We start from the raw sequence: 12,282 nt of genomic DNA, 5'->3' as shown, positions 1-12,282 counted from the left end.
TAAAACTTTTCAAAATGGTTTACAAGTCGATTATGACCCAGGACGATCTCGCCTTCGACAAGCAGCATATCTGGCACCCTTACACCTCCACCACCCGCCCCCTTCCCGTCTATCCGGTAGCCTCCGCCCACGGCTGCGAGCTGCACCTCGCCAGCGGCGAGCGGCTCGTTGACGGCATGTCTTCGTGGTGGGCGGCGATTCACGGGTACAACCACCCGCGCCTGAATGCGGCGATGAAGGCCCAGATTGACCAGATGTCGCACGTGATGTTTGGCGGGATCACCCATCAGCCCGCGGTGGATTTATGCCGTAGTCTGGTGGCGATGACGCCTGAATCGCTGGAGTGCGTATTCCTGGCAGATTCCGGCTCCGTGGCGGTGGAAGTGGCGATGAAAATGGCGCTGCAGTACTGGCACGCCAGAGGCGAAACGCGCCAGCGGTTCCTCACCTTCCGCAACGGCTATCACGGGGATACCTTCGGAGCGATGTCGGTTTGCGATCCGGACAACTCCATGCACAGCCTGTGGAAGGGGTATCTGCCGGAAAACCTGTTTGCCCCTGCGCCGCAGAGCCGCTTCGACGGCGAGTGGAACGAGATGGACATGGTCGGCTTCGCGCGGCTGATGGCGGCGCATCGTCATGAGATTGCCGCCGTGATCCTTGAGCCTATTGTGCAAGGCGCGGGCGGAATGAGGATGTACCACCCGGAATGGCTGAGGCGTATTCGCAGGATGTGCGACCGCGAGGGCATTCTGCTGATTGCCGATGAGATCGCCACCGGCTTTGGCCGCACCGGCAAGCTGTTTGCCTGCGAACATGCGGGCATTGCGCCGGATATTCTGTGTCTGGGTAAAGCGCTGACGGGCGGCACCATGACGCTCTCCGCCACGCTCACGACCCGCCAGGTGGCCGACACCATCAGCGACGGCGAAGCCGGCTGCTTTATGCACGGCCCGACGTTTATGGGTAACCCGCTGGCCTGCGCCGTGGCGAGTGAAAGCCTTGCGATTCTGGAGAGCGGCGAGTGGCAGACGCAGGTTGCGGCGATTGAGGCGCAGCTGAAAACGGAGCTGAGCGCCGTCTCGGGCGCGAATTTCGTGGCGGACGTGCGCGTGCTGGGCGCCATCGGGGTGATTGAAACCACCCATCCGGTGAATATGGCGGCGCTGCAGCGCTTCTTTGTGGACCAGGGCGTGTGGGTGCGGCCTTTCGGCAAGCTTATCTATCTGATGCCGCCGTACAGCATCACGCCAGAGCAGCTTCGAAAATTAACCGACGCGGTTGTAACAGCCGTTAACATTCCCGCGCATTTCATGATTTAACCCAATGCATTACACTTGCTGAACGAGCGATCAACGAGGGTAAACCGTATGAAAATCATCAGTAAAGATCTGCGCGACGGCGAAAAACTCCCGGAACGGCACGTTTTCAACGGCATGGGGTATCAGGGCGATAACATCTCCCCGCACCTGGCGTGGGACGAGGTTCCGGCAGGCACCAAAAGCTTTGTCGTGACCTGCTACGACCCGGATGCGCCAACCGGTTCCGGATGGTGGCACTGGATTGTGGCGAACCTCCCTGCCGACACGCGCGTCCTGCCGCAGGGTTCCGGTTCAGACCTGGTTGCCCTGCCTGAAGGTGCCATTCAGACGCGCACCGATTTTGGTAAAGCGGGCTACGGCGGCGCGGCGCCACCAAAAGGGGAAACTCACCGCTATATCTTCACGGTGCACGCGCTGGATGTGGACAAGATTGAGGTCGATGAAGGCGCGAGCGGCGCAATGGTCGGGTTTAACGTGCATTTCCATTCGCTGGGGAGCGCGTCGATTACGGCGATGTATTCCTGAAAAAAGCCGGGTGGCGGCTACGCCTTACCCGGCCTGGATTTCGCATTCGTAGGCCCGGTAAGCGCAGCGCCACCGGGCAAAAAAATCACAGTACCGAAGGTAACAGCCCCACCAGCCGCCCTTCTTCCAGAAGCTGCATCGCCTTATCAATATCCGGGGCAAAGAAGCGGTCGTCATCGTAATGCGTGACGTGCTCGCGCAGCACCTGACGCGCCTGCTCCAGCAGCGGGCTGGATTTTAGCCCTTCACGCAGATCGATACCCTGACTTGCCGCCAGCCATTCCACCGCCAGCACGCCGCGGGTGTTGGAGGCCATTTCCCAGAGACGACGCCCGGCAGCCGGTGCCATCGAAACGTGATCTTCCTGATTCGCCGAGGTAGGCAGGCTGTCCACGCTGTGCGGATGCGACAGCGCCTTGTTCTCGCTTGCCAGCGCTGCGGCCGTTACCTGAGCGATCATAAAGCCCGAGTTGACCCCGCCGTTACGCACCAGGAACGGTGGCAGCTGGGACATGTGTTTATCCATCATCAGCGCGATACGGCGCTCGGACAACGCGCCGACTTCGGCAATCGCCAGCGCGATATTATCCGCCGCCATTGCCACAGGCTCGGCGTGGAAATTACCGCCGGAGACCACCTCGTTTTCCTGGGCGAACACCAGCGGGTTATCGGACACCGCGTTGGCCTCCACCAGCAGGACCTCCGCCGCCTGGCGCAGCTGCGTCAGGCACGCGCCCATCACCTGCGGCTGGCAGCGCAGGGAATACGGATCCTGCACCTTTTCGCAGTTATGGTGTGAATCGGCAATTTCGCTGGTGTCGGTAAGCACGTGACGGTACATCGCGGCGGCATCGATCTGCCCGCGCTGACCGCGCACCTCGTGGATGCGGGCATCGAACGGGCGACGCGAGCCCAGCACCGCTTCGGTGGTCAGCGCACCGCACACCACCGCCGAGGCAAACAGATCTTCCGCTTCAAACAGGCCGCGCAGCGCGAAAGCTGTCGATGCCTGCGTGCCGTTCAGCAGCGCCAGCCCCTCTTTCGCCGCCAGCGTGATCGGCGTTAACCCGGCTTTTTTCAGCGCCTCTTTCGCCGGAAGCCACTCGCCCTGCCAGCGCGCTTTGCCTTCACCCAGCAGCAGCAGCGACATGTGCGCCAGCGGCGCGAGATCGCCGGAGGCCCCGACGGAGCCCTTCGCCGGGATCCACGGATAGACCTCCGCATTCACCAGCGCCATCAGCGCCTGGATCACGCTCAGGCGAATGCCGGAGAAACCGCGCGCCAGGCTGTTGATTTTGAGTACCATCATCAGACGGACAATCTCATCGTCAAGCGGCTGGCCAACGCCCGCCGCATGCGACAGCACCAGCGAACGCTGCAGGTTTTCCAGATCGTGCGTCGCGATGCGGGTCTGCGCCAGCAGCCCAAAGCCGGTGTTAATCCCGTAAGCCGTGCGCCCTTCGGCAACGATGGCTTCAACGCAGGCGACGCTGTCGTTAATGGCGGCGTGGGCACTTTCATCAAGCGAAAGGGTGACCGGCTGACGCCAGACGTTACGCAGCTGTTTAAGCGTCAGCGAGCCGGGAGTGAGTGTTAACGCGTTCATTCATGCTTTCCTTGTGTGGCAGGGATCATCGGCAGGTTAAGGCCCTGCTCTTTGGCACAGTCAATGGCAATCTCGTAACCCGCATCCGCGTGACGCATCACGCCGGTTGCCGGGTCGTTGTGCAGCACGCGAGCGATACGCGCGGCGGCTTCATCCGTTCCGTCACAGACAATAACCATCCCGGAATGCTGGGAGAAGCCCATCCCCACGCCACCGCCGTGGTGCAGTGACACCCAGGTCGCGCCGCTGGCGGTATTCAGCAGAGCGTTCAGGAGCGGCCAGTCGGAGACCGCATCCGAGCCGTCGCGCATGGCTTCCGTTTCGCGGTTCGGGCTGGCAACGGAGCCGGAGTCCAGGTGGTCGCGGCCAATGACGATCGGCGCGGAAACTTCACCGCTGCGCACCATTTCGTTAAAGGCCAGACCCAGCTTTTGCCGCCACTCCAGCCCTACCCAGCAGATACGCGCCGGCAGGCCCTGGAAGTTAATGCGCTCGCGGGCCATGTCCAGCCAGCGATGCAGATGTTCGTCATCGGCGACGATCTCCTTCACTTTGGCGTCAGTTTTGTAGATATCCTCCGGGTCACCGGACAGGGCAACCCAGCGGAACGGACCGATACCGCGGCAGAACAGCGGACGGATATAGGCCGGAACGAAGCCGGGGAAGTCGAAGGCGTTATTTACGCCCATCTCTTTCGCCATCTGGCGAATGTTGTTGCCGTAATCAAAGGTCGGAATGCCCATCTGGCTGAAAGCCAGCATGGCGGAGACGTGCTCGGCCATGGAGCGCTTCGCGGCAAGCACCGTGCCTTCCGGATCGGTTTCCGCTTTTTGCTGATAGGCTTCCCACGTCCAGCCTTTCGGCAGGTAACCGTGCAGCGGGTCATGGGCGCTGGTCTGGTCGGTGACCAGATCCGGACGCACGCCTCGGGCGACGAGTTCAGGAAGAATGTCCGCCGCGTTGCCGCACAGGGCAATCGACACCGCTTTGCCTTCGGACGTGTATTTTTTGATGCGCGCCAGCGCGTCATCGAGATTCTCGGCCTGTTCGTCGACGTAACGGGTACGCAGACGGAAATCAATGCGGCTCTGCTGGCACTCTATGTTCAGCGAGCACGCGCCGGCCAGCGTGGCGGCCAGCGGCTGCGCGCCGCCCATGCCGCCGAGACCTGCTGTGAGCACCCAGCGGCCTTTCAGCGAGCCGTTGTAGTGCTGGCGACCGGCTTCCACGAAGGTCTCGTAGGTGCCCTGCACGATCCCCTGGCTGCCGATGTAGATCCAGCTCCCGGCGGTCATCTGGCCATACATCGCCAGCCCTTTGGCGTCGAGTTCGTTGAAGTGCTCCCAGGTGGCCCAGTGCGGCACGAGGTTAGAGTTGGCGATCAGCACGCGGGGGGCGTTTTTGTGGGTTTTGAACACGCCCACCGGCTTGCCGGACTGCACCAGCAGAGTTTCGTCGTGTTCGAGTTCGGTCAGGGATTTTACAATTGCGTCATAGCATTCCCAGTTGCGCGCGGCGCGGCCTATGCCGCCGTACACCACCAGCTCGTGGGGGTTTTCCGCCACCTCAGGATCAAGGTTGTTCATCAACATGCGCAGCGGGGCTTCGGTGAGCCAGCTTTTGGCGGTAAGGGTGGTGCCGCGCGCGGCGCGGACGTCCTGCTGGCGGTATTTACCTGACGACATTGTGTGCTCCTCATACGGGACAGATGATGCATTTAGATATACTTGTATAGACAAGCACACACAAGGCCAGATTTAACAAAAAAGATACAATTTTGTTATATTGCGTTAGCGATCACGCTTATAAAACTTATGACATAAAGTGGCCCTGCAGCCGGTAACGGTTCCCCGGGAAAAGCAGCCGGGCATGCGACACAATGTGCGACGAGGACCAGGTTCGACGGCGGATCAGCAGGCACGGGTCGTGCTCTTTAATCCGCAGCCGTTCGCACTCCTGCGGCGTCGCGCGCACGGCTTCCACAATGTGCTCCCCTTCCGTTAGCGGTGCGACGAGCGAGAGATAGGCGTGCGGCGTGGTCTGGGTGTAATCCTGATTCAGATAGTCCGGTATCCGTTCAGCGTTCACGCAGCGATCTTCAATCTGCACCGGAATGTCGTTCTCAAAATGCACCATCACCGAGTGGAAGATCCGGCTGCCTTCTTTAACATTCAGCTCTACCGCCTGCTCGGCGCTGGCCTGGGTCTCTTCGAGCACCAGTACCTCACAGCGGTGCTGGTGATTACGCGCGGCAATTTCGTCCGCAATACTGCGGATTTCAAACAGGGCAGATTGCCCTTTCGGTTCCGCCACAAACGTCCCCACGCCCTGCAGGCGCACCAGAAGCCCTTCGTCAGTCAGCTCGCGCAGCGCCCGGTTGATGGTCATCCGGCTAAAGCCAAACTGCGCCACCAGATCGGCCTCCGAGGGAATGCGGTCGTGCGGGCGCCAGACGCCGGTGGCGATTTTTTCGCTGATCGCCTGCTTCACCTTTTCGTAGAAAGGCGCGGGAGGGCTCGACTGCGGCAGGGGTGAGCGTGAAAACATCGTGACTCCTTGAATAGTGTTATGCCCACCAGTGAGCAATTTGCCAGGCCAGACGGGCGGCAAGCTTTGCGCCCTGCCCGTCCCGATCGAACTGCGGGTTAAACTCTACCAGATCGGCGGCCTGGAGCTTACCGCTACGGCAGATTTGTTCGATAACCGGCAGAAGATCCAGCGCCGGTATGCCTAACGCAGCCGGAGCGGAAACGGCAGGCATTTCGCTGGCGGGCAGGACGTCCAGATCGATCGTCAGGTAGACGCGATCGGCCTGGGCCAGCACCTTTTCCAGCGCGGATTGCGCATCGCGCCTGAAATGGAGGTCTTCCACCAGCGTGACGTTCAGGCGTTCGGCCTCATCCCACAGCGCCAGCGTGTTCGCCGCCCGGCTCACGCCAAAGCAGGCGTACTGAAATTCCCGCCCGCGCTCATCGCAGTAGTGCGCCAGCTGGCGAAACGGCGTGCCGGACGTCGCCCGGTCGGCCTTGCGCAGATCGAGATGGGCATCAAGGTTGATGATGACAACCCGCTCGTTCGGGAAGGCGTCCAGCACGCCGCGACCGTGCGCCCACGCGGTTTCGTGTCCGCCGCCAAAGACAAGCGTACGCATCCCGGACCGCTGGCATGACGTCACGGCATCGCTTAACGCCTGCTGTGCCGCCTCAAGCTCGTCACCTTCAACGTAAACCGACCCCATATCCGCCAGCCGATCGTGTCCCTCATGGCTGGCCATATTCGCCAGCGCCTTACGCAGCATATCCGGAGCCTGCACGGCACCGGGCCTGCCCAGATTGCGTTTTACGCCCGCATCACATTCAAACCCTATCAGCGCGATGCCGGATGCCAGCGGCGTGAACTCTCCCTGCTGCTTTATCGTCTGGAAAATGCGCGTTGCGTTGCTGGCCTCGGCGCTGTCGTCGCGCCCCTGCCAGACCGTTTCTGCAACGGGCCGCCATAACTTCATACTGCCTCCCCACGGAAAATACGTTGATACAGCGGGTTGCGTCCCGGCTCGTAGACCATCTCTACCGGATGGTGAGCATCCCAGACGATGAAATCAGCGACAAACCCGGCCCGCAGCTGACCGTGGGTTGCACCACGGCCCAGCGCCTGCGCGGCATGGCGCGTGACGCCAGCCCAGGCTTCCTCGGGCGTCAGGCCAAACTGGACGCAGGCCATGTTCATCGCCAGATGCAGGCTGGCAAACGGGCTGGTGCCGGGGTTATAGTCGGTGGCGACCGCCATCGGCACACCCTGTTTTCTGAGCTGTTCAACCGGCGGACGCTGGCGTTCCTGCAGAAAATAGAACGCGCCGGGGAGCAGGACCGCAACCGTGCCGCTTTGCGCCATCGCCTGAACGCCTGCGTCGTCAAGATATTCGATATGATCGGCAGAGAGTCCTTTATACCGGCTGACCAATGCCGCCCCCCCCTGATTCGACAGCTGCTCGACGTGCCCTTTCACCGGAATACCGAGCGCGGTTGCCGACTTGAAGAGGCGCTCGGTTTGCGACGGGGTAAAGCCGACGTTTTCACAAAACACGTCTACTGCTTCATATAACTCTTTTTGCCACAGCGTGGGCAATATCTCCTCACAGACCAGCGTGAGGTAGGCATCCGGATCCTGTCGGTATTCCGGCGGAACCGCATGGGCCGCCAGCAGCGTTGGGCTGATATCGATCGGATTATTGAGGCCCAGTTGGCGCGCGACCAGCAGCATCTTCTCTTCGGCCTCGGGGTTTAGACCGTATCCCGACTTGATTTCAACCGTAGTGACGCCTTCATTCATCAGTCGCTGAAGCCGCTGCTGCGCCAGCTTAAGCAGGGTTTCGGGCGAGCTGCTGCGGGTCGCCGTCACGGTAGCGTTAATTCCGCCCCCCTGGGCGCTGATGGTTTGATAAGAGACGCCGTTCAGACGCTGCTCCCACTCCGCCGCGCGATCGCCGCCAAATACAAGGTGGGTATGGCAGTCAATCAGGCCAGGCGTGACCAGACGCCCCTGGAGATCGACGCTGTGACGGTGTCCGGCCGGAATGTCAGATTCAGGGATCACGGCCAGGATAGTTTGACCCCTTACGACCAGGGCATGTTGCTCTTTCAGTCCATAGGGCGCAGATACGTCCGGCACCATCGTAGCCAGTCGCGCATTTCGCCATATCACATCGTCGGGATGAATCTGCTGCATGGGCATTCCACTTGTCATAGGTTGTATAGACATTTATTTGCTTCCACCGTCTACTGTCAACCGCCTTGAAGGAAAATGTTAGTTATTTGTGATCACTTACTTGCCGCTCTCGGGCTAAAAATGGAACTTTTACCCTTTTTATCTTCCCGTTTCGCTCAACTTAGTATAAAAAAGCAGGCTATTTCGTCTGTCCCGTAAAGACTTGCATACCCAGGAGCTCTACCTTGAACATTTCCAGGATTTCCCGTCTGGCGTTAGCACTCGCCTTTGGCGTGACCTTATCCGCTTGCAGTTCAACACCACCGGATCAGCGACCTTCTGAGCAGGTTGCGCCCGGTACCGCCTCCCGCCCGATTTTGTCCGCTGATGAAGCGAAAAACTTCGACCGTGCACACTACTTCTCAGCGATGGATCCTAACGCTGCGCCGTGGACCCCGTCGTCTATTAATCTGCCGAAACAGCCTGACTTCGTGGTTGGCCCGGCGGGTGCGCAGGGCGTAACGCATACCTCAATTCAGGCTGCGGTTGATGCTGCCATCACTAAACACAGCGCGTCTCGCCAGTACATCGCGATTCTGCCTGGTGAATATGAAGGCACCGTGTATGTTCCGGCGGCCCCTGGCAGCATTACGCTTTACGGTCTGGGCGAAAAAGCGATTGACGTAAAAATTGGCCTGGCGATTGATTCCGAAATCGACAGCAACACCTGGCGTCACCTGGTGAACCCGGCCGGTAAATATATGCCGGGCAAACCGGCGTGGTATATGTTTGATAACTGCCAGAGCAAGCGTTCCGCCACCATTGGCGTAATGTGCTCGGCGGTATTCTGGTCTCAGAATAACGGTCTGCAGCTGCAGAACCTGACCATTCAGAATACCCTGGGTGACAGCGTTGACGCCGGTAACCACCAGGCCGTTGCGCTGCGTAGCGATGGCGATAAGGTGCAGATTAACAACGTCAACATTCTGGGCCGTCAGAACACCTTCTTCGTGACCAACAGCGGCGTGCAGAACACCCTGCAGAATAACCGTCTGACCCGTACCCTTGTGACCAACAGCTACGTTGAAGGTGACGTGGACCTGGTGTCTGGTCGCGGCGCGGTGGTGTTTGATAATACCGATTTCCGCGTGGTGAACTCACGTACTCAGCAGGAAGGTTACGTGTTTGCTCCGGCAACCCAGTCGAACCTCTTCTTCGGCTTCCTGGCCGTGAACAGCCGCTTTAATGCTGCCGGTGACGGCGTGGCGCAGCTGGGACGCTCCCTGGACGTGGACTCAGCCACCAACGGTCAGGTTGTGATCCGCGACAGCGTGATCAACGAAGGCTTCAACATGGCGAAACCGTGGGCGGATGCCGCGATCTCCAAACGTCCGTTCTCCGGCAACACCGGTGCGGTGGATGATAAAGGGAACGTGCAGCGCAACCTGAACGACGCTAACTTCAACCGCATGTGGGAATACAACAACCGCGGTCTGGGTAGCAAAGTGGTTGCTGAGCCGAAGCAGTAAGCTGTTTTGCCGGGTGACGGCTTCGCCTTACTCGGCCTACAGATGATGCAGGCCCGGTAATCGCAGTGCCACCGGGCATAAAAAAACCTCGCATTTGCGAGGTTTTTTGTTTTAAGCAGCTTAGTGAGCGTTAACTACCACCCACATTGGCCCCTGGCCTACGGCGTAGCGCCCTTTTTCTTCCAGCAGTCCCTGCTCGCCTTTAATTTCGTACAGCGCAATGTGGTGGGATTTCTGCCCCGCCGCAATCAGGTATTTGCCGCTGTGATCGATATTAAAGCCGCGCGGCTGGGTTTCCGTTGGCTGGAACCCTTCAATCGCCAGTACGCTGCCGTCTTCAGAGACGCTAAAGACGGTAATCAGGCTGGAGGTACGGTCACAGGCGTACAGATGGCGGCCATCTGGCGTAATGTGGATATCCGCCGCCCAGCGGGTGTCGGAGAAATCAGACGGCATCATGTCCAGCGTCTGCACGCACTCAATCTGACCGTTTGGATCTTTCAGTTCCCATACGTCCACTGAGCTGTTCAGTTCGTTGACCACGTAGGCATACTGCTGGTTCGGGTGGAAGACCATATGACGCGGACCAGCGCCTTCAACAGTCGTAACTTCAGCTGGATTCTGCGCCACCAGGTGACCATCGTCGCTCAGGGTAAACAGGCAGATACGATCCTGCTTCAGCGCAGGTACCCACAGCGTGCGGTTATCCGGAGAGATATTCGCCGAGTGGCAGCCTTCCAGCCCTTCCACCACGTCCACGGTTTCGACCGGAATGCCATCCTCCAGACGCGTTACGCTGACGCAGCCCGCGTTATACGAGCCGCTGAAGACAAAGTTACCTTTACGATCGGTTGAGATATGGGTTGGGCTGCCCGGCAACGGGGCTTCAGCAGTGTACGTCAGCGCGCCGTCGTCCGGAGAAATGCGATAGGCCAGCACGCGAAACTCCGGGCGCACACCCACGTACAAGAAACGTTTATCCGGGCTGATGACCATCGGCTGTACCTGGCCTGGCACATCAACAACCTGAACCAGCGTGAGTGTCCCTTCGGTATTTAAACGCCAGACGTGGATCTGCTGGCTTTCAGGACTGGCGGTATAAACGGTTTGTTTCATGAATATTCACTCCTCACTGCGCATGAAAGTAGTTAACTTTTGACGGTGAATGCTGAATTGTCGACAGGAATTTTGAAGCGTTCGCCTCTCGGTGTACCATCCCATCAAAACGTAAATTCAATATTAACCCGGGAAAACAGATGACCTCGCGTGTGATTGCTCTGGATTTAGACGGTACCTTACTGACGCCGCAAAAAACCCTTCTCCCCTCTTCTCTGGAAGCGCTTAAACGCGCGCAGGAAGCGGGATATCAACTCCTTATCGTAACGGGTCGACATCACGTTGCCATTCACCCTTTTTATCAGGCACTGGCGTTAGATACACCTGCAATTTGTTGTAATGGCACTTATTTGAGTGTGTGACGCTTATTACAACATTTTCACCAATCCAGGGCAATACGCCAGTATCCAACGTTGTTCCAGTGCTCAACAAGACTCTCTTCACCTTGTTTCGTCGTAGCCGCAAAGCGGTGTACTATCGGAAAAACTACATACCAAAATCAGGTGAATCACTACATGGACTATCAGGTAATCGCCCTTGATCTGGACGGCACTTTATTGACGCCAGAAAAAACTATTTTACCAGCCTCATTAACTGCCCTACAGAATGCCCGTAAATCAGGGGCAAAGGTTGTCATAGTTACCGGACGGCACTTTGTAGCCATCCATCCTTTTTATCAGGCATTAGCACTGAATACACCAGCTATATGTTGTAACGGTGCTTTATTGTACGATTACGCCGAAAAAAGAGTTATTGCCTCAGACCCATTACAACCAGAACAAGCTACTCAATTAGTAAACCTACTTGATAGTTACAATGTTCATAGTCTGATGTATGCCGATGATGCCATGTTTTATCAAAATCCAACGGGGCATATTATCCGTACAGAAAATTGGGCTAAATCTCTTCCAGAGTCACAACGTCCAGTATTCAAACAAGTACCCTCTCTGAGTGAAGCCTCTCAAAATGTTGATGCTATATGGAAATTCGCCCTTACTGATTCTGATACTGAAAAACTACATCGCTTTGGTCAGATCGTAGAGCGTGAGCTTGGCCTTGCTTGTGAATGGTCTTGGCACGACCAAGTAGACATAGCACAAGCCGGAAACAGTAAGGGTAAACGCCTGGCACAATGGGTAGAATCGCAAGGCTTATCTATGAGCCAGGTTATGGCCTTTGGTGATAATTTCAACGATCTAAGTATGCTGGAGACTGCTGGCCTGGGTGTTGCTATGGGTAACGCTGTTGATGAAGTGAAAGCGTGTGCTGATTTAGTAATAGGTAACAATACAGAAACTGGAATTGCTGATGTATTAAACCAGTACTTTTCAGTAGAAAAAATTACAGCGTGAAACGGCTTTGTTGAATAAATCAGATTTCGGGTAAGTCTCCCCCGTAGCGGGTTGTGTTTTCAGGCAATACGCACGCTTTCAGGCATACCTGCTTTCGTCATTTTGTTCAGCGCTCGTACCAGGGCCAT

10 protein-coding genes and 1 pseudogene are annotated in these 12,282 nt (G+C 57.9%); 5 read left to right on the top strand and 6 right to left on the bottom strand.

What is annotated here, in order from left to right:
* Positions 1-32: 32 nt before the first annotated feature.
* Positions 33-1,322 (top strand): adenosylmethionine--8-amino-7-oxononanoate transaminase, encoded by a 1,290-nt coding sequence (bioA, locus tag ACWYRJ_RS02250; RefSeq protein WP_455507334.1) that lies wholly within the window; start codon positions 33-35, stop codon positions 1,320-1,322.
* 48 nt (positions 1,323-1,370) lie between these two features.
* Entirely contained in the window at positions 1,371-1,847 is a 477-nt protein-coding gene (locus tag ACWYRJ_RS02245) for a kinase inhibitor (RefSeq protein WP_063143124.1), read from the top strand.
* A gap of 85 nt (positions 1,848-1,932) precedes the next feature.
* On the opposite strand, the gene hutH is transcribed toward ACWYRJ_RS02245, so the two are convergent.
* The 5 genes from hutH to hutI form a co-directional block, all read right to left on the bottom strand.
* Positions 1,933-3,453, bottom strand: coding sequence for a histidine ammonia-lyase (gene hutH, locus ACWYRJ_RS02240; RefSeq protein WP_032656312.1), 1,521 nt, complete (start codon positions 3,451-3,453; stop codon positions 1,933-1,935).
* A complete protein-coding gene (gene hutU, locus ACWYRJ_RS02235; protein ID WP_111963809.1) occupies positions 3,450-5,138 on the bottom strand; it encodes a urocanate hydratase in 1,689 nt (562 codons plus the stop codon). The genes hutH and hutU overlap by 4 nt, the downstream gene beginning before the upstream one ends.
* 127 nt (positions 5,139-5,265) lie before the next feature.
* Entirely contained in the window at positions 5,266-6,000 is a 735-nt protein-coding gene (locus ACWYRJ_RS02230; protein ID WP_111963808.1) for a histidine utilization repressor, read from the bottom strand.
* 19 nt (positions 6,001-6,019) lie between these two features.
* Positions 6,020-6,958 carry a formimidoylglutamase gene (hutG, locus tag ACWYRJ_RS02225; protein WP_455507333.1) on the bottom strand — a complete coding sequence of 313 codons (939 nt, stop codon included), beginning with the start codon at positions 6,956-6,958 and terminating at the stop codon, positions 6,020-6,022.
* Positions 6,955-8,178: an imidazolonepropionase gene (gene hutI, locus ACWYRJ_RS02220; protein ID WP_111963806.1), complete on the bottom strand. Its 1,224-nt coding sequence runs from the start codon at positions 8,176-8,178 to the stop codon at positions 6,955-6,957. Before hutI ends, hutG begins: the two co-directional genes overlap by 4 nt.
* A 224-nt stretch (positions 8,179-8,402) precedes the next feature.
* Between hutI and ACWYRJ_RS02215 the strand changes: the two genes are divergently transcribed.
* Positions 8,403-9,686 carry a putative acyl-CoA thioester hydrolase gene (locus tag ACWYRJ_RS02215; protein WP_111963805.1) on the top strand — a complete coding sequence of 428 codons (1,284 nt, stop codon included), beginning with the start codon at positions 8,403-8,405 and terminating at the stop codon, positions 9,684-9,686.
* Between the two features lie 120 nt (positions 9,687-9,806).
* On the opposite strand, the gene pgl is transcribed toward ACWYRJ_RS02215, so the two are convergent.
* A complete protein-coding gene (gene pgl, locus ACWYRJ_RS02210) occupies positions 9,807-10,802 on the bottom strand; it encodes a 6-phosphogluconolactonase (protein WP_008501123.1) in 996 nt (331 codons plus the stop codon).
* 140 nt (positions 10,803-10,942) lie between these two features.
* Between pgl and ACWYRJ_RS02205 the strand changes: the two are divergent.
* Together ACWYRJ_RS02205 and ACWYRJ_RS02200 are read left to right on the top strand one after the other, a co-directional pair.
* Positions 10,943-11,155: pseudogene (locus ACWYRJ_RS02205) on the top strand (HAD-IIB family hydrolase); the annotation flags it as partial.
* Between the two features lie 162 nt (positions 11,156-11,317).
* Positions 11,318-12,154, top strand: a complete 837-nt coding sequence (locus ACWYRJ_RS02200) for a pyridoxal phosphatase (RefSeq protein WP_032674400.1) — start codon at positions 11,318-11,320, stop codon at positions 12,152-12,154.
* The last annotated feature ends 128 nt before the right edge of the window (positions 12,155-12,282 follow it).

The organism is Enterobacter sp. (assembly GCF_977039595.1).
The sequence above is the reverse complement of the archived record's forward strand: the minus strand, read 5'-3'. Positions and strand labels throughout refer to the sequence as shown.

Coding starts and splice junctions, on each gene's coding strand:
- ACWYRJ_RS02230 (WP_111963808.1), bottom strand. CDS start 6,000: ATGTTTTCACGCTCACCCCTGCCGCAGTCGAGCCCTCCCGCGCCTTTC.
- bioA (WP_455507334.1), top strand. CDS start 33: ATGACCCAGGACGATCTCGCCTTCGACAAGCAGCATATCTGGCACCCT.
- ACWYRJ_RS02200 (WP_032674400.1), top strand. CDS start 11,318: ATGGACTATCAGGTAATCGCCCTTGATCTGGACGGCACTTTATTGACG.
- hutG (WP_455507333.1), bottom strand. CDS start 6,958: ATGAAGTTATGGCGGCCCGTTGCAGAAACGGTCTGGCAGGGGCGCGAC.
- hutI (WP_111963806.1), bottom strand. CDS start 8,178: ATGCAGCAGATTCATCCCGACGATGTGATATGGCGAAATGCGCGACTG.
- hutU (WP_111963809.1), bottom strand. CDS start 5,138: ATGTCGTCAGGTAAATACCGCCAGCAGGACGTCCGCGCCGCGCGCGGC.
- pgl (WP_008501123.1), bottom strand. CDS start 10,802: ATGAAACAAACCGTTTATACCGCCAGTCCTGAAAGCCAGCAGATCCAC.
- ACWYRJ_RS02245 (WP_063143124.1), top strand. CDS start 1,371: ATGAAAATCATCAGTAAAGATCTGCGCGACGGCGAAAAACTCCCGGAA.
- hutH (WP_032656312.1), bottom strand. CDS start 3,453: ATGAACGCGTTAACACTCACTCCCGGCTCGCTGACGCTTAAACAGCTG.